At 70.5% G+C, this 17,991-nt stretch carries 21 protein-coding genes and 2 pseudogenes; 10 read left to right on the top strand and 13 right to left on the bottom strand.

Annotated features, from left to right (window positions below):
* The first annotated feature begins 1 nt into the window (after position 1).
* From OHA91_RS01175 to OHA91_RS01165, 3 genes are all read left to right on the top strand, one after another.
* Positions 2-295 carry a hypothetical protein gene (locus OHA91_RS01175; RefSeq protein ID WP_276566088.1) on the top strand — a complete coding sequence of 98 codons (294 nt, stop codon included), beginning with the start codon at positions 2-4 and terminating at the stop codon, positions 293-295.
* Positions 296-312: 17 nt separating this feature from the next.
* The gene (locus OHA91_RS01170) at positions 313-783 is read left to right on the top strand and encodes a GNAT family N-acetyltransferase (RefSeq protein WP_328738327.1); all 471 of its coding nucleotides are present in this window, start codon (positions 313-315) and stop codon (positions 781-783) included.
* A gap of 419 nt (positions 784-1,202) precedes the next feature.
* Positions 1,203-1,841: an HAD-IA family hydrolase gene (locus tag OHA91_RS01165; protein ID WP_328738326.1), complete on the top strand. Its 639-nt coding sequence runs from the start codon at positions 1,203-1,205 to the stop codon at positions 1,839-1,841.
* A gap of 52 nt (positions 1,842-1,893) precedes the next feature.
* Here the strand turns inward: OHA91_RS01165 and OHA91_RS01160 are convergent, their stop codons facing one another.
* Both OHA91_RS01160 and OHA91_RS01155 read right to left on the bottom strand, forming a co-directional pair.
* Complete coding sequence (locus tag OHA91_RS01160; RefSeq protein WP_266496573.1) at positions 1,894-2,436, bottom strand: hypothetical protein; 543 nt, start codon at positions 2,434-2,436, stop codon at positions 1,894-1,896.
* Positions 2,437-2,570: 134 nt separating this feature from the next.
* Complete coding sequence (locus OHA91_RS01155) at positions 2,571-3,500, bottom strand: AraC family transcriptional regulator (RefSeq protein WP_328738325.1); 930 nt, start codon at positions 3,498-3,500, stop codon at positions 2,571-2,573.
* A 110-nt stretch (positions 3,501-3,610) separates the two neighbouring features.
* Here OHA91_RS01155 and OHA91_RS01150 point away from each other — a divergent pair, with 110 nt between their 5' ends.
* The gene (locus OHA91_RS01150; protein WP_266496578.1) at positions 3,611-4,291 is read left to right on the top strand and encodes an NAD(P)H oxidoreductase; all 681 of its coding nucleotides are present in this window, start codon (positions 3,611-3,613) and stop codon (positions 4,289-4,291) included.
* Positions 4,292-4,344: 53 nt separating this feature from the next.
* On the opposite strand, the gene OHA91_RS01145 is transcribed toward OHA91_RS01150, so the two are convergent.
* From OHA91_RS01145 to OHA91_RS01120, 6 genes are all read right to left on the bottom strand, one after another.
* Entirely contained in the window at positions 4,345-4,605 is a 261-nt protein-coding gene (locus OHA91_RS01145) for a hypothetical protein (RefSeq protein ID WP_266496581.1), read from the bottom strand.
* A gap of 74 nt (positions 4,606-4,679) precedes the next feature.
* Positions 4,680-5,126, bottom strand: a complete 447-nt coding sequence (locus tag OHA91_RS01140; protein WP_328738324.1) for a hypothetical protein — start codon at positions 5,124-5,126, stop codon at positions 4,680-4,682.
* 376 nt (positions 5,127-5,502) lie between these two features.
* On the bottom strand, positions 5,503-6,819 hold the full coding sequence (locus OHA91_RS01135) for a glycosyltransferase family 87 protein (RefSeq protein WP_328738323.1): 1,317 nt from the start codon (positions 6,817-6,819) through the stop codon (positions 5,503-5,505).
* Positions 6,820-7,646: 827 nt separating this feature from the next.
* On the bottom strand, positions 7,647-8,675 hold the full coding sequence (locus tag OHA91_RS01130) for an ABC transporter permease (protein ID WP_328738322.1): 1,029 nt from the start codon (positions 8,673-8,675) through the stop codon (positions 7,647-7,649).
* A complete protein-coding gene (locus OHA91_RS01125; RefSeq protein ID WP_328738321.1) occupies positions 8,672-9,646 on the bottom strand; it encodes an ABC transporter ATP-binding protein in 975 nt (324 codons plus the stop codon). Before OHA91_RS01125 ends, OHA91_RS01130 begins: the two co-directional genes overlap by 4 nt.
* The gene (locus OHA91_RS01120) at positions 9,643-10,044 is read right to left on the bottom strand and encodes a GntR family transcriptional regulator (protein WP_136233079.1); all 402 of its coding nucleotides are present in this window, start codon (positions 10,042-10,044) and stop codon (positions 9,643-9,645) included. Before OHA91_RS01120 ends, OHA91_RS01125 begins: the two co-directional genes overlap by 4 nt.
* A 110-nt stretch (positions 10,045-10,154) precedes the next feature.
* Between OHA91_RS01120 and OHA91_RS01115 the strand changes: the two genes are divergently transcribed.
* The gene (locus OHA91_RS01115) at positions 10,155-10,298 is read left to right on the top strand and encodes a hypothetical protein (protein WP_328738320.1); all 144 of its coding nucleotides are present in this window, start codon (positions 10,155-10,157) and stop codon (positions 10,296-10,298) included.
* Positions 10,299-10,549: 251 nt separating this feature from the next.
* Here the strand turns inward: OHA91_RS01115 and OHA91_RS01110 are convergent, their stop codons facing one another.
* Positions 10,550-10,789 (bottom strand): hypothetical protein, encoded by a 240-nt coding sequence (locus tag OHA91_RS01110; RefSeq protein WP_266496604.1) that lies wholly within the window; start codon positions 10,787-10,789, stop codon positions 10,550-10,552.
* A gap of 265 nt (positions 10,790-11,054) precedes the next feature.
* Between OHA91_RS01110 and OHA91_RS39795 the strand changes: the two genes are divergently transcribed.
* From OHA91_RS39795 to OHA91_RS01090, 5 genes and pseudogenes are all read left to right on the top strand, one after another.
* Positions 11,055-11,294, top strand: a complete 240-nt coding sequence (locus tag OHA91_RS39795) for a DUF6193 family natural product biosynthesis protein (protein ID WP_353963477.1) — start codon at positions 11,055-11,057, stop codon at positions 11,292-11,294.
* Positions 11,295-11,397: 103 nt separating this feature from the next.
* Positions 11,398-11,688 carry a hypothetical protein gene (locus tag OHA91_RS01105; RefSeq protein ID WP_266496606.1) on the top strand — a complete coding sequence of 97 codons (291 nt, stop codon included), beginning with the start codon at positions 11,398-11,400 and terminating at the stop codon, positions 11,686-11,688.
* 1,135 nt (positions 11,689-12,823) lie between these two features.
* Positions 12,824-14,410, top strand: coding sequence for a serine/threonine-protein kinase (locus OHA91_RS01100; protein WP_328738319.1), 1,587 nt, complete (start codon positions 12,824-12,826; stop codon positions 14,408-14,410).
* Positions 14,411-14,512: 102 nt separating this feature from the next.
* Positions 14,513-14,686, top strand: a pseudogene (locus OHA91_RS01095) (dienelactone hydrolase family protein); the annotation flags it as partial.
* A gap of 30 nt (positions 14,687-14,716) precedes the next feature.
* Positions 14,717-15,025 (top strand): annotated as a pseudogene (locus tag OHA91_RS01090) (transposase family protein); the annotation flags it as partial.
* A 277-nt stretch (positions 15,026-15,302) separates the two neighbouring features.
* Here the strand turns inward: OHA91_RS01090 and OHA91_RS01085 are convergent.
* The 4 genes from OHA91_RS01085 to OHA91_RS01070 all read right to left on the bottom strand — a co-directional run bounded on the left by OHA91_RS01085 (position 15,303) and on the right by OHA91_RS01070 (position 17,874).
* Entirely contained in the window at positions 15,303-16,625 is a 1,323-nt protein-coding gene (locus tag OHA91_RS01085; protein WP_266496613.1) for a UDP-glucose dehydrogenase family protein, read from the bottom strand.
* Positions 16,626-16,710: 85 nt separating this feature from the next.
* Positions 16,711-16,932: a hypothetical protein gene (locus OHA91_RS01080; RefSeq protein WP_266496615.1), complete on the bottom strand. Its 222-nt coding sequence runs from the start codon at positions 16,930-16,932 to the stop codon at positions 16,711-16,713.
* Positions 16,929-17,135 carry a hypothetical protein gene (locus OHA91_RS01075; RefSeq protein ID WP_266496617.1) on the bottom strand — a complete coding sequence of 69 codons (207 nt, stop codon included), beginning with the start codon at positions 17,133-17,135 and terminating at the stop codon, positions 16,929-16,931. Before OHA91_RS01075 ends, OHA91_RS01080 begins: the two co-directional genes overlap by 4 nt.
* 322 nt (positions 17,136-17,457) lie before the next feature.
* Positions 17,458-17,874 (bottom strand): MarR family transcriptional regulator, encoded by a 417-nt coding sequence (locus OHA91_RS01070; RefSeq protein ID WP_266496962.1) that lies wholly within the window; start codon positions 17,872-17,874, stop codon positions 17,458-17,460.
* Between the last annotated feature and the right edge of the window lie 117 nt (positions 17,875-17,991).

Below are 17,991 nucleotides of genomic sequence, written 5' to 3'. Positions count from 1 at the left end.
GGTGCCTGGAAGTCCCGAGGCCATCGCCAGCCTGATCAGCAGGCCGACGGCGACGAGTGAGACTCCGACCACCGCCCAGATCTCGCACGGCTCGTACGCAGATCGCGCCGACGTGTGGCCCGGGGGAGTCGGCGATGTCACGGTGGAGGCGCTGGGGTCGTTGAAGGTGTGGGAGGCGGTGGAGCGGGCTCGCGACCCCCTCTACGGAGTTCACCGCCGACCGGGGGCGGCGGACCTGGAGCTGGACCCATCGGTGAGGCTGCTCCGGGACGGCGACAGTTCAGGCAGCGAATGAGAAGGGCGGTCCGTACCGTGTCAACCAGCAGGGCCTGCCGGATCCGACGCGCCGAACCCGAGGAAGCCGGTGAGCTCGAACGCCTCCAGGAGCGATCGTCGACTCACTGGGGCTACCCACCGGGCTACTTTGACTGGGCGGGCGAAGCCCGGGCGATCCCAGCGGCCTATGTCCGGAGCAACCCGGTCTTCGTCCTGGAGCAGGACGGCAAGAGCCTCGGCTTCTACGGTTTCACCGAGGAGGGTGATGGCCTGCTCCTGGACAAGCTCTTTGTCGACGCCGATGAAATCGGCAAGGGCTACGGCAGGCTTCTCTGGGAGCATGCGGTCCAGACTGCGAGCGAGCTCGGGCGATCGGAGTTCATCGTCGCTTCGGATCCGAACGCCGCTCCGTTCTACGCAGCCATGGGTGCGGTGCAGTACGCGACAAAGCCGACCGCCGAGCCGTCCTGGACGCTGCACATGTTTCGTTACACCGTTTCAGGCTAAGGGCTGTCCGCAAAAGGCCGACGGGACGAGGGCTCCCTGAAGGCACCGATGCGGGCTGGGCGGACAGCGTGTGGAGCACTTCGGAGGCCCCGGTCCGAACCCCGGGAGGGCGGCGCCGCCGGCCGGTGCAGCGCCGCGGCCACGGGGGCCGTTCACAAGGGCGAAGGCTACTCAGCTCGCTTCACCAGCGCTCGTTGTGCGTGTGCCCAAGCTGTCAGCGCCGCTTCTTCGCCGCAGCGAGGCCGAGGTTGTTCGGCGCCGTGCTGATCGCGGCGATTCGGGTCGGCGGGTTGCGACAGGGCTGTCACAGGCTTCGAGGATCGCTTGACCCTGCCCCAGAGGGAGAGGCGACAGTGTCTCTGTCGATCACATGAGCGGGCGGTTCTGCTCGCTGGTCAAGGACGAAGAGGGGGAGTCGCGTGACGGCGACCTGCGTCATTCTCGATATCGGCGGCGTGCTGGAGATCACGCCGGAAACCGGATGGGTGCAACGGTGGGAAGAGCGGCTGGAGCTGCCACTGGGCACGGTCCATGACCGGATGCACGACGTATGGCGAGCCGGGAGCGTCGGGACCATCAGCGAGCGAGGGGTCCAGGAGCAGGTGGCGGTCCGTTTGGGGCTCGACGCCTTCCAGGCCGAAGCCTTCATGGCTGATCTCTGGGCGGAGTATCTGGGGACGCCGAACGAGGACCTCATCGACTATGTGCGGGGGCTGCAGGGACGCTGCAGGCTGGGCATCCTGAGCAACAGCTTCGTCGGTGCCCGGGAGCGGGAGACGGCGCTGTACCACTTCGATGAGTTGGTGGAGCAGATCGTCTACTCCCACGAGATCGGCATTGAGAAGCCCGACCTGGGTGCCTTCGAGGCCGCGTGCGCCGGCTTGGAAGTGCAGCCGGGGGACTGCCTGTTCATCGACGACGCCGCAGTCAACGTCGAGGCTGCCCAGGCGGCTGGCATGCAGGCGCACTTGTTCGAGGGCAACGCCCGGACCATCACGCGCATTGCGGCTCATCTGGACGCCGGGCCCTTGGTCCCAGGGCGTTTCCTGATTGCGTGACATTGGCCCGGCCGGTCTTCAGCGGCTGCCGGCCAGGCGTGGAAGACCGGCCCTAGCCGCGGCGCAGCCGGGAATCGAGGACCGCGCCGAGGAGTTCGGCGTCGGATGCGGTCAGCAGCCGTTTGGGCAGGACCATCACCCAGGTCCTGAGGCCGGTCCTGCCCACAACGACGTAGAGACCCGGGGTCTCGTGATACCGCGTCATCGCATCCCAGCCCAGGCGCTTGATGTCCGCGCCGTCGAGGACGGCCGCGATGCCCGTGCCGTCGACGATGCAGTCCGCGCCCTCATGGGCCTGCTGGGCGCGGAGGGCATGTGTGACGATCTGCCGGGGGGCGAGCAGGGCGAACACGGTCGCGTAGACGGCGGCCGCGGCCACGAAGCCGATGTTGACCGAGCCGCCCTCGGCGTCGACGCGCACCCCCAGGATCGCGATGAACAACGCGCCTGCGACAGCGAGCCAACGCAGTTGCCGAAACGTTCCTGCGGCCTTCAGTCCCGCACGGAGTTCGCTCTTCTCCACCCTGCCCGTAAACCGCAGGACGGCCTCGCTCGTGACCTGGGGCTGCTGCGGCTGTCGTATGTTGATGTCCACAGGCGTGGAGCATAGCGTTCCGCCGGACACCTCTACGGCCTGGTGCTGGACGCTGTGGTGTTGTGGACACCGAGCGGCTCGGTGTTGCGGTCCGGAGCGCGGGTGCCCGTGTCTTTGCGGCCGCGTGCCCTGACTCACGCCGCCGTGGTGCGGAACGTGCTGGGGCTGAGACCCTTGTGGCGTTTGAAGGCGGCGCTGAAGCCGAAGGCGTCGGCGTAGCCGACGGTTTTGGCGATCTGGGCGATGCTGAGGTCGGTGTCCGCCAGGAGTGCCTCGGCGTCGTCCATGCGGCACTCGGTGAGGTAGGTGAGGGGCGGACGGCCCATCAGCTCGCTGAAGCGCCGGGCGAACAGTGCCCGGGAGACGCCGGCTTGAGCGGCCAGCGACGCGACCGTCCAGCTCTCGGCGGGCCGCCCGTGGAAAGCGTGCAGGGCGGGGGCGAGGACCGGGTCGGCGAGGCCGCGGTACCAGCCGGGCGCGTCGGCGCCCGCCCGGTCGAACCAAGTGCGCAGCGTGCAGACCAGAGCCCAGTCGAGGAGCCGGTCCATCAGCGCCTGCGAACCGGCGGAGAGCCGGGCGGCGTCCGCGGCGGAGTTCTCCAGCCAGGCGCAGACCTCCGCGTCCTCGGCGATGACCAGAACGGGCGGCAGAGCGCGCAGGAGCCGTTCGTGGCGGTGACCCGAGGCGCGGTAGGCGCCCACGATCAGCGCGGTCGCTCCCTCCGGGCCGGTGCCCCAGTGGATGCCGTCGAGTTCCTGGCCGGTGCACGCGGCGTCCGCGGTGAAGCAGTTGATCTCGTACGCGGCATGGGGGCGGTGGACAGTGGCGGGCTCGTCCGCGAGGCGGAACCGTGCGGGGCCCCGGACGATGGCCGTGTCGCCCGCGCCGATCGCCCGCTCGTTGCCGTCGGACAGCAGCAGCGTTCCGCCACCGCGCAGCACGCTGACCATGGTGAGCGGAGCATCGTCGGCGAAGGTGATGCTCCAGGGCGCCGTCAGGACGGCATGGCTGACGACCGAGCCCTCGGCCCGGATGCCGCTCAGCAGTGAACTCAGAGGATCCACAGCGCAAGCGTAGACGATCTCCTATGTCCTGGAGAGTTTCTCCCATGGATCATCTACGGTGCCGCAGTTGTACTGGACTCACTGCACAGATCGAGCCCTCGGGAGACACCGTGCCGCAGCACAGCAGTGACACCAGGACAGCCCTCGTGGTCGTCGCGCACCACCGCAGCGATTCCCTTACCGCCCACACCGCCCGCCGCGCGGCTGCCCAGCTCGAGGCCGCCGGATACCGCATCGACCTGCTCGACCTGCACGCCGAGGGGTTCGACCCGCGGATGAACGCGGAGGACCAGCCGGACTGGGGCAACCGGGAGAAGCCGTACTCGGACGAGACACGCGCCCACATGCGACGGATCGTCGGCGCCGATGTCGTCGTCGCGGTCTTCCCGGTGTACTGGCAGAGCGTGCCCGCCGTCCTCAAGGGATGGATCGACCGCGTTTGGAACTACGGGTTCGCCTACGGCCGCAGCAAGCCCCGCCTGGCGGGCAAGCGCATGCTGTGGCTGGCCCTGGCCGGCGCCACCGCCGACGACCCCATCGCGGAGTCGATGCAGTCCGTCCTCGAGGCCAACCTGAGCGACGGCATCGCCTACTACTGCGGCTTCTCCCGCTCGACCGTGGGCCTGCTCCTGGACGCGGAGGAGCGACCGCAGCGCATCGACGCCGAGGGCAATCTGCTGGTCGGCGAAGCGGTCGCCGGCGCCGAACGGGAGGCGCAGTACACCGATTTCGACCGTCGGGCACGGAAGTTCGTGGAGGAGTTCCTGGCGGACGAACTCGTCGCGGTCTGACGGCTCCCGATCCGGTGGGCTGACACCACGACAGATCCATGGCCCCGGCCCCGTCAGGGTGCTGACGTACCGTCGGAATCCGCCGGCGCCCCGGCCGCGGGCTCACGACCGGTGCCGGGGACGCCGCCACGGACGGCCCCGGCACCCGGTGCGCACCCGGCATGCTGCCCACAGCCGAAGTCGGGCACTCCCGCGATCTTCTCGCCGCCCTGGGTGGAGATGTTGCTCACCCGGCCGATCGTGCCGTCGGGCAGCTTGAGCAGCGTCCACCAGCGGTTTCGGTACCCGCTGCCTCGAAGACGTCGAGTGTTCACGGGTTCATCCGGGTTCATCCGCTGTCGTCGGATGATCTGGCGATCGGCGGTGACGGGCGCCGTCAGGGGCGGATCTAGATGAACTCGCAGTCCACGGTGGCGTCACCGGGGTGGTAAACCGGTGCGCCGGGGACGGGGGAGTTGTTCGAACCACCGCTGGCGTACACCGCGGAGATCCAGCCCAGCGTCCGGCCCGGAGTGATGATCTGGACCCAGTACGTGTTGGTGTACGCGCCGTCCGTCACGCGCCCGGCCGCGCCTCCGTCCATCTGGCAGTACGCCTGGACCCGGACGTTGGTCAGCCGCTCCGTGGTCGCCAGGGAGCAGGAGGCCCTCTGGCAGGTGCGCACCCGGACGTCGGAGGCCCACACGTGCACGGATCCGCTCGGCGGGTGTGCGGCCGCCGGCTGGGCACCCGCCATCAGGATCGACGCGAAGGCCAGGAGCAGCCCCGCGAGTGACCGCAGGCCGGCGGTGCCGAGGCGTCCGCGCCGGCGCGTTGTCGGTGACGAGTGCGTCATCGTGCGTTCCCTTTCCGAGGTGTGCCGCGGGCGGCGGGTGCCGCGCGCGATTCCGACCTCCTGACGGGAACCGGTCATGTCCCGTATGAGCGTCGCGCCGGCGGAATCGGCCCGCTCCCGCACGACCTTCACGCGCCGCGTTGGGCGCCGGGGACATGCTTTCGCCGATACCGACACACGGTCATGAGGGTGGGAGTCGACGTAGTGGCCAGTCGTGCCCAAGGGGCTACGTGCCCACACCGGCTGCTTCAAAGGGGCCGCGAACGACTTCACCGGCCGTCCAGCCCCCTCGACTCGGCCGGGAAAGCAGCGCAGGCGGTGCAGCAGGCGCCTTTGGTGGCCGGCTCCTTGCCGAAGGGGTGTTGCGGTGACGAGATCAACCAGCTCCGCGGGAATCGTCCGCGCCCACCGGGTGGCGCCCGCCGGTTTCGTGGTGCTCCCGGTGCGGTCGGCGCTGGGCATCGCGGCCGACCGGGGAGTGGTGCGGGGGCAGGGGGCCGGCCGTGGCCTGGGCGGCGGTGCACAGGGGGCTCGCCACGGTCCGCCGGTGGTGCGGCGGTTCGGTCGCGGGGTGGGGCGTGGCGGTGCGGTCGGCCGACAGCCGGGCGGTGAAGCGGGGCCAGGCGATCAGGACGATGGGGTAGACGGCGTAGCCGACGCGGGTGGCCGGGGACAGCGCTATCGCCAGGAGCAGCCCCAGGGCCAGCCTGTCGGCGGCGGCGACGATGCTCCGCGGCGGGCGGACCAGCAGCGACGCCCCCACCCCCACCGCGCTCAACGCGATCAGCGCCGTGGTCACTGCCTTGCCGTGAGGAAGCAGCAAGACGATCAGGTGCCCGAGCAGAGGACTCTGGGCGGAAGACGCCGTGGGGCCGAGGCCCAGCGGGTAGAGGACGACGTTCTGGTAGAAGGCGCTGGTGTCGGCCAGCACCGCGGGTGTGATGGTCAGCGCGGCCAGCCCGGTGGCCGCTGCAGCGCATCTGAACGCGGCGCGCCTCCCGCTCCGTACGGCGAGTACGGCGACGATCACCGGGATGGCCGGCCAGGCGGTCCACTTCAGAGCGGCGGCTATCCCCACGACCAGGCCCGCGCGCCCGGCATGACCCCGCTGTGTGAAGGCCAGGGCCAGGCAGAGCAGTCCGATGACCGGCGGGTCCACGCCGCCGATGCTCAGGGGCAGCGCGACGACAGGACAGGCGATCAGCCACAGGGCGCCCGTCAGCCCGGCGGTGGCGCCGCGCGCGGTGCCGCTCGACCCCGTGGCGAGGCCCCCGCCCCTGGTCAGCACTCGCACGGCTCCCGCTACGGCCGCGAGGAACACGACGAGGAACCACACGCGGGCGCTGGCGAACGGGGTGTCACCGAACAGCAGGTGCGGTATCCCGAAGAGCGCCATGCCGGGAAGGTAGGGATTGAAGTCCCGTACGGCGTGCGGCGCGGGGTTGTACGGAGTTCCGGTGGAGAACAGCAGGTCGGCCGCCCGTTCCACGACGCCGACCTCCATCTGCGCCCTGCCGATCACCGACAGGTACAGCAGCGGTACGGCCGCCGCACCGGCGACGGCGACCACGGCGGGAGTGCGGGCCCACGGCGTGGACGACCGCGCCGCGACCAGGGCCGCGCAGGCGTATCCCGCCGCGCCGACCAGGCCCCACACCTTCTGCGAGGTGTGGTCGGGAGAAGCCAGCCCCACCACGAGCGCCGACACCGTGCACGCCAGCAGTACCAGCCGGTCCCACCGTCGTCCGCCGGCGAAGGGCTTGGCTGCGGAGCGAGACCGAGACCGAGGCTCCTGTTTCCGAGCAGCTTGCGACATCAGGCATCAACCTTTGAAGGAGAGGTGAGGGCATGAGGGCATGACGAAGTGAGGGTGGGGTGAGGATGAGAGGGAAGCGGGAGAGTGCCGCGGTACCGGAGTGCTTCCGGCGGGGTTCGCATCACGGCTTTGAGGGGTGTGGCCGGGTCCGACGACAGCGACGGCGCCGTCACGGACCGGGTTCCGGTACCCGGTCCGTGACGGCGGTGCGAGCTCCCCGGTGTGGAGACCGCGCACCGCACGTCCGGTTCTTGCTCCGGCGCGGGCTCCGGCGACCGTCATCGCGCCGGTCCCCGGGGGGCGCGGCTCCGTCGCCGAGTCCGGTGTCGATGAACCCGACTGCCCGTCGGCGCGCGGGGTGTTCTGTGCGACGGCGACGGCTGTGGCGGCACCGCTGTTGGCCGGGGACCGGGACGTCATCGCTGCGGCGTCGTACGCGGAGCCGGACACATGCCGCGCGGGCCTCGACGGCGCGGTGGCAGGCGCCGGGGCAGGCGCGATCGCGGGGACGGTGCCCGGCGACCGACCCCCGCCCGGCCTGGGACTTCGTACCGCCCGCCGGTTCACGGTTCGCCGGTTCGCCAGGGCGGCTGGGGACGGCGTGGACAGGGACTCGCACGGCTGCACTCACGCGGCAGTGCCTACAAGCCGGTGCTCACGGGGCAGTGCTTACGAGGCAGTGCCTACGAGCCGCAGGGCGGCGCTCACTCGGTGGTGCTCGCGCGGCGCGGGGTGCCGCCCGTGCAGCTCTTCAGCACGCGGTAGGCGGCGAAGACCAGTACGGCGACGATGGCGCAGGTGAGGGCCGTCGCCATGAGCTGGAGGGGCCAGTAGTGGGAGAGGGGGTGGAAGTCGCGGTAGTAGCCGACGACGTCGAGCTTGTCGTACGTGGTGCGGCAGTCAGGGAAGAAGTCGCCGCCGCAGTAGGGGTTCGGCAGGCGGGCGCCGGTGGAGGTGAGGACGCCCTCGTCGACCACGATCCCCGTGCCTGACGGAGCGCCCTGCCCCCGGTTGGGTACCTGGGTCACGCTGGGCCACAGGTAGGGCAGTGCCGTGTGGACGATGGCGAACACGCCGGTCGTGGCGACGACGGAGGTGCCGAGGGCGGGCAGGGAGCGGCGCCAGAGCAGACCGGTCAGGACTCCGACGACGAGGCCCAGAAGGGCCAGGGCGACCGTGAGCGGCCCGCCCGCGTAGAAGGTCGGGAAGTCGGACCAGGACTTCGCGGTGTCTATGCGGCCCTTCCCGGCCGACCAGGCAAGGTGGTGCAGCGCGACCACCAGTGCGGTGCCTGCGACGACGAGGGCGGCCGGGAGGGCGAGTTTGGCGGTGAGCCAGTGCACCGGGGAAACCGACTGGGCCCAGGTCAGCTGAGCGGTGCCCGTCTCCAGTTCCCGGCTGGTCAGCGTGGTCCCGGCCCAGGCGGCTACGAGGAAGGGGAGGGCGAGGACGGCGAAGGTGGTGGCGGAGTAGACCTCCTTGTAGCGGATGATCGCGGGCTGGTCGTAGGCGCAATTCAACGCCCCGGCGCACGCGTTGTACTGCTCCCACGCCGCCGCGGAGGCGTCGGTGAGCGGGCCGCCCAGCCACAGCAGCGCCGCCGAGAGCAGGACCACGAGCCCGACCCAGACGCACAGCGCCGGCCGGTGCAGGCGCAGCAGCCACCGGGTCAGACGGGGCGCGGGGGACGGATGCCGGGTGGCCGCGGGAGCGGTGGGGGCAACGGCGGTCATGCGGGCTCCTCCTGGGGCATGGCGGAGGCGGAAGTCGCTTCCTGGGACGTGGGGGAGGCAGAAGCGGAATCAGAAGCGGAAACGGGACCGAGAGTGAGCGGGGGCGCCGCCGGGTTGCGCAGGTGGGCGAGGACCAGCGCCTCCAGGGACAGGTCGTTCGTCTGCCAGCCGGCGGGCAGCGGCCCTGCGGGGCGGACGAGGGCGGTGACCTGGCGACCGGTGATACGGGATTCCACCGTGGTGTGCGGGGCCAGTTCGAAGTCGGCGCCGGTGGCGGCCTCCCGTGCGGGCCCGGTGATCAGGGAATGCACGGCGAGCAAGTCGTCGATGTCACCCGCCAGACGCACCCGGCCGTCGCCGATCAGTAGCAAGTGGTCGCAGGAATCCTCCAGTTCGGCGATGACGTGTGAGGACATCACGATGGTGGTGCCGTACCGCGCGGCCGTGGCCATGAGCGTGCCCATCAGCTCGTGCCGGGCCAGCGGGTCGAGGTCGGCCACCGGCTCGTCCAGCAGCAGCAGTTCCGGCCGCTTGGCGAGGGCGAGGGCGAGCGCCACGCGCGTGCGCTGGCCGCCGGACAGCGAGCGGACACGGGCTCCGAGGTCCAGGCCACCGCCCGCCGCGACCCGCTCCGCGGTGCCCGCGTCCCAGCTGTCGGGGTTGAGATCGGCGCCCATACGGAGCGTCTCGGCGACGGTGAGCTGCGGGTACAGCGGCTTGTCCTGGGAGACGTAGCCGATCCGCGGCCGCACGTGGGCCGGGTGCCCGCCGAGCACCGTGACCGCCCCCTCGCTGGGGGCGATCAGCCCCGCCGCCAGGGCCAGCAGCGTCGACTTGCCCGCGCCGTTGGGCCCCACGAGCGCACTGACACGTCCGGCCGGCAGCTGAAACGTGCAGTCACGCAGGGCCCACCCGCCGCGCCGCCGGAACACCTTCCCCAGCCCGGTTGCCTCGATGGCAGTGCTCGTCATCGGTGATCCTGCTCCTTCTCGGTGGTATCGAAGTGCTCGTCCAGCACGACAGCGAAGAGTGCTGCCACGTCATCCCGCTCCAGGCCGGCCGCTCGAGCGCGCGACGCCCACTCGGAGAGCTCGCCCCGCAGCGGAGAGTCACTCGGTGTGGCACCGAGTGACCTGCGCACGAAGGTGCCGAGGCCTCGCCGGGCCTCGACCAGGCCCTCGCGCTCCAGTTCCCGGTAGGCCTTGAGCACGGTGTTCGGGTTGACTGCCGTGGCCTCCACGACCTCTCGGGCAGCCGGAAGCTTGTCGCCCGGCTCCAGCAGGCCCAGGCGCAAGGCCTGCTTGGTCTGCTGGACGATCTGTACGTAGGTGGCAACCCCGCTGCGCCGGTCGATCCGGTATTCGATCATCCCGGCAAACACCCTTTCACTATTTGAGTAGTGAATAGTGGATCGAGGGGGGCGCGGATGTCAAGGAGAGCCCCGGCCGGGGGCGCGGTACCGGCATCCGGTGGTTGCGGGTGTCAGTGCCGCATGACCTGGACGACCTGGCGGTGGAGGTCGCAGTGAAGGGCCACGGCAGTGGGCGCAACGCGCCGAGGAAGCAGGACGCGCCCGTGAACCGGCTGTTGTCGGACAGCGCGGCCACCGGGACCCGTCTCTGACGATCCGCCTCGATCGCCTCGCCGACTGCCGTGTTGCGGACTGAGGCGGTGTGGAGAGCGACTTCGGGGTGGGTGGCGCGCCGGTCCGTTCGCGCGGCGAGGGCGCGCACCTGCCTCGCTCCGCCGGGCCGGCTGCCGGAGCGGAGTCGACGCACGGGGTGGGGCGCAACCGGGTCTGGTCCGCCGGCGCCGCAGGAGCAGAGTGGCTCCGCCCGCGGGGGCGAGTGCCGCGCCGGAACCGTCCGGCTTGGTCAGGGCACGCCGTTCCTGCGGGGTGGGCGATGCGGCTCAGGAGCCTCGAGGAGCGCAATGACCGTCTCGTAGCTGACGGTCTCGTCGCCAGTTGCGTCGACCGCTGCGATGATCCTGTCGAGTTCGCCAGGGGAGACTGCGTCCGCGAGACCTTCCCGCAGCTGTCTGGTGTCGAAGTGGGCGTCCAGGTCGTGGTCATAGAGTTCGCCGAGGGCCACCTGGGTGGTGAGCCGTGTCATGGGTGCGTCCTTTCTCCGTCGTAACGGATGGCGACCGACCGCGGGGATGGTGCCACGTTCGATCACTCCGCAGGTGGGCGAGTCCTACGGCGAAGGCTCGCCCATGTCGTCGGGAAGATTGGGCGGCCACCCGAGGAGGACGCATAGATTCCGATGAACCGACGTACCAGTTCCGGCGCGACGCCACGCGGCACGACGGCCCCCCGAACCCTCTGGACGTGACAGGGGTGAAGGGTTTGGCCCAAGCCGCTGGCATTGCGAGCTCCTGGATCCGCAGGGGCATCGCTGGCCGTATTCAGGTACTCAATCGCCAGCGCCTGGTTCTACGCCTGACGTCCCGTTCTCCCCGCCCTTCGTCTCGATCCACGCACCCCGGGGAACCGGCGACTACACCATCAGAGAGTGGTGGAACGGCCCCGCCCTGCATCACGTCACCACAGCCGCCGAAGCGGTCGCCATCGCCGTCGGCCGGATCCCCGCCGACCTACTCCCGACGTCTATATGAACCCCGCACAAGACTCCTGAGAGCCATACCGGCGACCCGGGAAGGGAAACCGATCGGGCAGGGCCGACCGCATCCACCTCCGCCTCCACTGACAAGCGGAACGGTGCCCGCCAACGGCAGGCCGCGCTGTTGGCCACCGGCCCCCGTCTGGGGGGTCCCCGCCACCGCCACGCCAACGCTCTCTCGACGTGCCGGCTTCACCCGGCTCTCGCGCAAGGCGGCCGTCGGTGACACCATCCGCAGCACCGACGCCGCCCGCCCCTTTCGCTCCGTCGCCAGCACCGTGGTCCTGCGGCCGGAGCTCATCCGCCGCGGCTTGCACCTCCAGGCGGAGTCCGGCCTGCTGTCCGGCATCGACCTGCTGGTGCTCCGGCCCGACCCGATCAGCGAGTAGCTAGGCCGCCGCGCCGTGCTCGACCCGAACCAGGCGGCGAAGACGGTCGAGGTGTTCGGTGGGGGCACCGCCGTCAAGGCCCTCGCCCGGCAGTACCAGGTGGGCCCGAAGACGATCGGTGGTTCTGGACACATCCGGCGCCCGCGAGCTGTCCGAGCGACTCGACGTCCTTCCGGACCGGCCGCCGAGCATCAATCGGCGCCGGACAGGAAGATCACCCTCGACCCTGCCTGGCCTCTGGCCAGGACCGATACCTGGTCCGAGGGCCTTCGGCCGACGCACGCGGGTCTCGGGGGCTGGGGCGGCGGCCGGTGCCGGTGGGTGGAGTGGGCTTGTTTGCGGGTGGTGGGTGTGGGCGGGGTGGCTGTGCATACTGCTGGGTATGAGCTTTTCGCCCGTGGCCCGTATCCATTTGATGATCACGTTTGTGCTGGTGACGTGCGGGGTGGCGGGCGGGGGCTGTTTCGGGTGGCTGCTGGGTGGACGGGTTCTGGGGGTGTTGGCTGCGGTGGCGGCGGGGCTGGGTGCGGGAGTCGGGTCCTTCCTGTCGCGCCGGCATGTGGCCGCTTTCCTCCGCCCCGACCCCACCCTCGTTCCCGGCCCCGGCCCCGGCCCCGGCCCCGGTCCTGGCCCCCGCCCCGGTGCTGCTCCCGTTCCTGCTTCCGGTCCCAGGCCTGCGCCCGGTCCTGGGTCCGTTCCCGCCGACGGTCCCGGTCCTGACTTTGGTTCCGTTGCGGGTTCTGGCGATGTGGTGGTGGGTGGCTATGCGGAGGGGGTCGCGGACGCGGTTTTGGTGAGTGTGGCGACGTATCAAGCGGCGGCTTTCCCGCTGACGGCTTTCGGGGTCAGTGAGGAGGAGCGTGCTGCGCGGAGAGGTGTCGCCTACCGGGTCTGTGCGCATGAGGGGCTGCCGCAAGCCGTGCGGGTCTCGGCGGCTGCTGCGTTGGAGGCGGTCGACGAGGGCGCGGATCCCGGGCGTGCGCATGCCGCGGTGCGGGCGTTGTCGCTGGTCGTGTATGACCAGCGGGCAGCTCGCTGAACCCTGACTCTGCCTTGTGGCGCGTGGGGGCCTTTAGGGTGGCGTGATCAGGGCGGCCCGTATCGGGCGCGGCGGTATCGGGCGTGGAGGTTGGGGGTGGCGTCGGTGGAGGGCTTGCGGCCCGATGATCCGTCGGAGATCGGTGGTTACCGGCTGCTGGGGCGTTTGGGTGAGGGCGGGATGGGCGAGGTGTTCCTGGCCCGCACGGTCTCGGGTCGGCCGTTGGCGTTGAAGACCGTGCACCGGGATCTGAGTCAGCAGGCGGGTTTCGCTGAGCGTTTCGATCGGGAGATTCGTACGAGCGACCGGGTGAGGGGTGCGTGGACGGTCTCGGTGGTCGATTTCAGTCCGCCGGGGGCTGCGCCGCAGTGGCTGGCGACGGAGTATGTGGCGGCGCCGTCGTTGGCTGACTGGGTTCACCGGCAGGGGCCGCTGCCAGTGCCCGCCTTGTACTGTCTGGCCCGGGAGCTGGCGGCTGCGTTGGTCACGGTGCAGGCGGCCGGGGTTGTCCATCGTGACATCAAGCCGGCCAACGTGCTGCTGGGCCGCGAGCGGCCTTTCCTGATCGATTTCGGGATCGCCCGCGGGGTGCGCGATGCCCGTTACACGCAGACCGGTGCGGTCATCGGCACCCCCGGTTATCTGGCTCCGGAACAGGCCACTGGTGCTGTGGTGCTGGCTGGGGCGGATGTGTTCTCTCTGGCGGCGGTCCTCGTCCACGCGGCGACTGGGCGGGGCCCGTTCCTGGCTGCGGGTGAGGAGTTGCAGCTGCCGGCTTTGCTGTACCGGATCGTGCATGACGAGCCTGGTCTGGAGGGTGTCCCGCAGGATCTGGCCGTTCTGGTGGGGGAGTGTCTGGCCAAGGATCCGGCCCTGCGGCCCACTGCCGTGGAACTCCACCGGCGTCTGACCGCCATTGCGGACGGGCGGGGGCTGGGGGAGTGGGAGACGGTGGTGCCGGCTGCCCTGGCCGAGGACGTGGCCCGCCGGGAGAGCGAGCTGGCCCGCCTCCTCACCCCACCACCCCCGCCGGTGCCGGTGCCGCCTGTGCCGGCGGGTTCGCCGGCTGTGCCGTCGTCTCCCACGGCTCCTGCTGCGCCCGGTGCCGGGCGGGCGTCCGGCCGGGGCCGGCTGTTCGCCGCGGCCGGCGCGGTCGCCGTCCTGGGGGGCCTGGCTGCGTTCCCGCTCCGGTTCCTCATGGACGGCGACCGCGACCGTGACGGCGGCGGCAAGGACGTGCCGACACCGGCCGCCTCTGCCTCCGCATCCGCGTCGGGGACGGTTGTGCTGCCCGCCTCGTGGGTGGGGACCTGGTCCGGTACCGGACCCGGGACGCCGGACGCGGACGGGATCACCCGGGCGAGGACGGGCCCGTTCTCGGTCACGGTCAACCTGAGTGCCGCGGCGGTCGGCGAGCTGGTGGGCCGGCAGGTCAGTGATGTCAAGGAGCTGGTTACAGGGCGGAACTTGGGCTGTACCGAGGCGCTGGAGTTGCGGCAGATCCGTCAGGACTCCGCTGTTTTCGCCGCGGTGACCAGCCACCCGACCGATCGCACGGCCACCTTCGAGTGTCCCCGGGGCAACCTCTACGTCCTGACCCTGACGCAGCCCGACCGCCTGGCCCTGGAGTCGGAGGGGGCTCAGTCGGTGGGCGCTCCGGAATCCCTCACCCGCCGCAACTGACCCACTCACGCCATCTGCCCTCGGTGTCTCACTACGACCAGTTGCTCCGACCCGCCCATGCACCAGCGGCAGCGGCCACCATGAGGGCGAAGCACGGTGACCATGCTCACGGTCGAGTACCCGGCCGATGGTTTGACGATGATCGGGCACCTCGCGCTCCCGGCCGGTGTCGACCGCCCGCCCGCGGTGCTGCTCGGGCCAGAGGGCACGCGGGGCCAGCGACGTCGAGGCCGCCGGGCCGATGCTCTCGCCGAGTTGGGATACGTAGCGCTGTCCGTCACCTAACGAGCTCGTGCATGGTTGGCGGTGCGGCGCTGGATCTTGATCCCTGATCATGTTCATGTGGTGGGGACAGTGACTCGTGCAGCGATCATCAGCGATCGGCGGATCACAGGTCTGTCGGCTGATGTGATCGCCGAACTCGTCGCCGAGGCAGGTCCGTTATGGCATGAGCGGCACCAGGCGAGACTGGAGTCCAGGCCAGGCCAGGCCAGGCCACGCAAGCGAGCCGTGGGCGCCGGCGCAAAGCACCAGCTGGTCTTTGTCGACCGGCTCCTGGCCACGCTCGTCCACCTTCGCCACGGTGCCCCTCACGACGTGCTGGCCTGCTGGTTCGGCGTCGACCGGTCCACAATCACCCGCGCGATCGGCGAGGTGCGGCCGCTGCACGAGCACGCGGGCGAACCAGTCGCGTACGTCGGCTTCGTCGTGGGCGCAGCGCACGGTCGGCAGAGGGGCGACGAAGGAACGCAGCCACAGATCGGCCGCGGGGCGGGCGTCGGAGTCCTCGGCACCACGAAGAACGAAGTCGGCACTGGTCATGGCAGGGCACCTCCGGCTTTCGAGGGCGTTGATGATGTGATGCGGGCCTCATCCTCGGGGACCGCCGGTTCTACTTGCCGGGTCGTCCAAGCTGGTGGAGAGTCCAGCCGGCCGTGCGCCAGGGCTCGGGGTCGAGGGTGGTGCGGCAGTCGACGAGCAGGGGGTTGGCCGGACGGTCTACGAGAGCCTGGGGGTCGGCCTGCCGGTACTCCGGCCACTCGGTGGCCAGGACGACGAGTTCGGCTCCGTCGACGGATGCGGCCAGGTCGCTGGTGTAGTCCAGCTCCGGGTTGCGGGTCATGGCGGAGGCCACAGCCTGCGGGTCGTGAACGGTGACGTTGCCACCGGCCTGCTGGAGGGCGTGGGCGAGGGCGAGGGCTGGGGATTCACGTACGTCGTTGGTGCCGGGCTTGAACGCGGCGCCCCACACGGTGACCCGGGTCCCCCTGACCGGTCGGTCGCCCAGAGCCTGGCGGATGAGGTCCATGGCGACGTCGGTGCGGCTCTCGTTGATCTTCTCGGCTGCACGCAGGAGGGTGGCCGCCTGTTCGGCGCCGAGCTGGCGGGCGGAGGCGGTGAAGGCACGGACGTCCTTGGGGAGGCAGCCACCGCCGTAGCCGATGCCGGGCCTCATGCCGCCGGTGCCGATCCGAGGGTCGATGCCGAGGATCTCCACGATCTGGGAGACGTCGCCCCCGGCGGCTTGGCACATGTCGGCGACGGCGTTGATGTAGCTGATCTTCAGGCCGAGGAAGGTGTTCGCGGCGCCCTTGGCGAGTTCTGCGGTCTGCGGGTCGGTGACGAAGATCGGGACACCGGCGACCAGGATCGGCGCGTACACGGCACGGATCGCTTTCTCCCCCTCGGCGCTGGTGACGCCGGCGATGAGCCGGTCCGGGCGGAGCGTGTCCTCCACCGCGTGCCCCTCGCGCAAAAACTCGGGATTCCACACGACCTCGACGTGCTGGCCAGCCGGAGCAAGGCGCTGGGCGAGAGCCGTGACCTGAGCGGTGGTGCCGACGGTCACGGTGCTCTTGCCGACGATCGTGCACGGCCGCGTCAGGAGAGGGGCGAGCTGGCGGATGGCGCCGTACACCTGCCCGGTGTCGTAGGAGCGGCCGTCCGCGTCGATCGGCGTACCGACACCGATGAAGTGCAGCTCGGCGAACTCGGCGGCCTCCCGGATGTCGGTCGTGAACCGCAGGCGTCCGCTCCCGGTGTGGCGGGAGAGCAGCTCGGGTAGTCCGGTCTCGTAGATGGGGCAGTGGCCGGAGTTCAGGCTGTCGACCTTGGCCTGGTCGACGTCCACACCGATGACTTCGTGACCCAGTTCGGCCATCGCCGCCGCGTGCGGGATGCCGAGGTGCCCGCAGCCGATCACTGAAACACGCATTCCTTGACTCTCATCCTGGGAGGGGCCCGCGTGGCGGGGCCGGGGAACGAGTCCAGAGGCTAGCGCCGTTCCCCGGCCCCGAATCTCACGTGTTGTCTGTGTCGAGGTTCAGCAGCCGCGCCAGCTCGCTGATCGCGGCGGCCGTCTGCCGTACGACCACGTCACCGGTCTGCGGCGCCTCCAGTGGGTAGTCGAACCACGAGCCGTCCGAACGGGGGAATCCCACCGGGTCGACGAGAAACACCTTGAGTCCGGCCGCGCGGGCCCGCCTGGCCACCCACCGCCGGTCGGCGTGCAGCCCGATCACGACAGGGCCTTCGAGCCGGGGTGGAAGGTGACCGGCGGGATCCGCTGGTCGTAGCGGCGCATGAACTGCTCCTCGAACCCGACGCGCGCCCAATCCGTCGAAGTTGTTCGTGATGAACGGGCCGACCATGTGACCAGCCTCTGCCATGCGCTGGAGCGCGTGCAGCGAGACAGTGCCGGGGGCGGGTGCAGATCGTTGCGCATGCCGTCCACCGGCCTCGAGCGCTCGGGTAGTGGTCAACGTCGCCCGATCAGGACCTCCGCGAGATCCTGGGTCTCGTCGCACATGGAGAGTACGTACGGCCGTGGCCGCCTGGTGCCCCGGTCTTCGACGGCCGGTCGAGGTAGGTCGCGTCGAACGAACAGGGCGTTCAGGCTCTTGTGCCGGAGTACGTCACCGCCCCGGGACGGGTGTCAGTTGACTACTATTTCCGGCAGGCGTAAATCTGACGATGCAGGCGTGAGCCAGGGGCCCTGTGCCACTGCGGGAAGGTGGAACGGTGGACGGTTCGGGCAGCTGCCTGCATCAAGCCGACTCCGCCGGGCTGGCGGCTGGTCCTACTCGGCGAGGGTCTGCCTTCTCGGCGGCGGCCTGTACCGCGGACAGCCCGCGCACCAGCGCGGCCCGGTCCAGGGGAGTCATCTTCTCCAGCAGCGCGCTCAGGATCTCCTCGCGTCGGGCACGTAGCCCTGCGAGGTAGTCCGCGCCCCGGCGGGAGATGCGCAGCTCCAGCTCGCGGCGGTCGGCGGGATTGTGGTCCCGGTCGATGAAGCCGGCCGCGCCCAGTCGGTCACACATGCGACTCACCGCTGACGGCGTGGTGTTCAGCTTCTCTGCCAGCGTCCGCAGATTGACCATGCACTCCTGCTCCAGTACGTAGAGCACTCGAACCTGGGTGAGGGACAGAGGCGCCGGCGAGGCGCTTTCTGCCTGCGACCACATCACCTCAAGGATCTCGATCGCTCCGCGGGCCGTACTGGCGGCATGCTCAGCGCTGCTGTGCCGCAAGGCCTCCTCAGGGCGCGGTGACATGGACGGAGCTCCCTTTCGTAATACGTT

Source organism: Streptomyces erythrochromogenes (assembly GCF_036170895.1).
Classification (GTDB): domain Bacteria; phylum Actinomycetota; class Actinomycetes; order Streptomycetales; family Streptomycetaceae; genus Streptomyces; species Streptomyces erythrochromogenes.
This window is presented reverse-complemented; position numbering and strand designations above follow the sequence as displayed.

Coding starts and splice junctions, on each gene's coding strand:
- OHA91_RS01075 (WP_266496617.1), bottom strand. CDS start 17,135: ATGCGCAACGATCTGCACCCGCCCCCGGCACTGTCTCGCTGCACGCGC.
- OHA91_RS01110 (WP_266496604.1), bottom strand. CDS start 10,789: ATGACACGGCTCACCACCCAGGTGGCCCTCGGCGAACTCTATGACCAC.
- OHA91_RS01085 (WP_266496613.1), bottom strand. CDS start 16,625: ATGCGTGTTTCAGTGATCGGCTGCGGGCACCTCGGCATCCCGCACGCG.
- OHA91_RS01120 (WP_136233079.1), bottom strand. CDS start 10,044: ATGATCGAATACCGGATCGACCGGCGCAGCGGGGTTGCCACCTACGTA.
- OHA91_RS01070 (WP_266496962.1), bottom strand. CDS start 17,874: ATGTGGTCGCAGGCAGAAAGCGCCTCGCCGGCGCCTCTGTCCCTCACC.
- OHA91_RS01130 (WP_328738322.1), bottom strand. CDS start 8,675: ATGACCGCCGTTGCCCCCACCGCTCCCGCGGCCACCCGGCATCCGTCC.
- OHA91_RS01125 (WP_328738321.1), bottom strand. CDS start 9,646: ATGACGAGCACTGCCATCGAGGCAACCGGGCTGGGGAAGGTGTTCCGG.
- OHA91_RS01140 (WP_328738324.1), bottom strand. CDS start 5,126: ATGACGCACTCGTCACCGACAACGCGCCGGCGCGGACGCCTCGGCACC.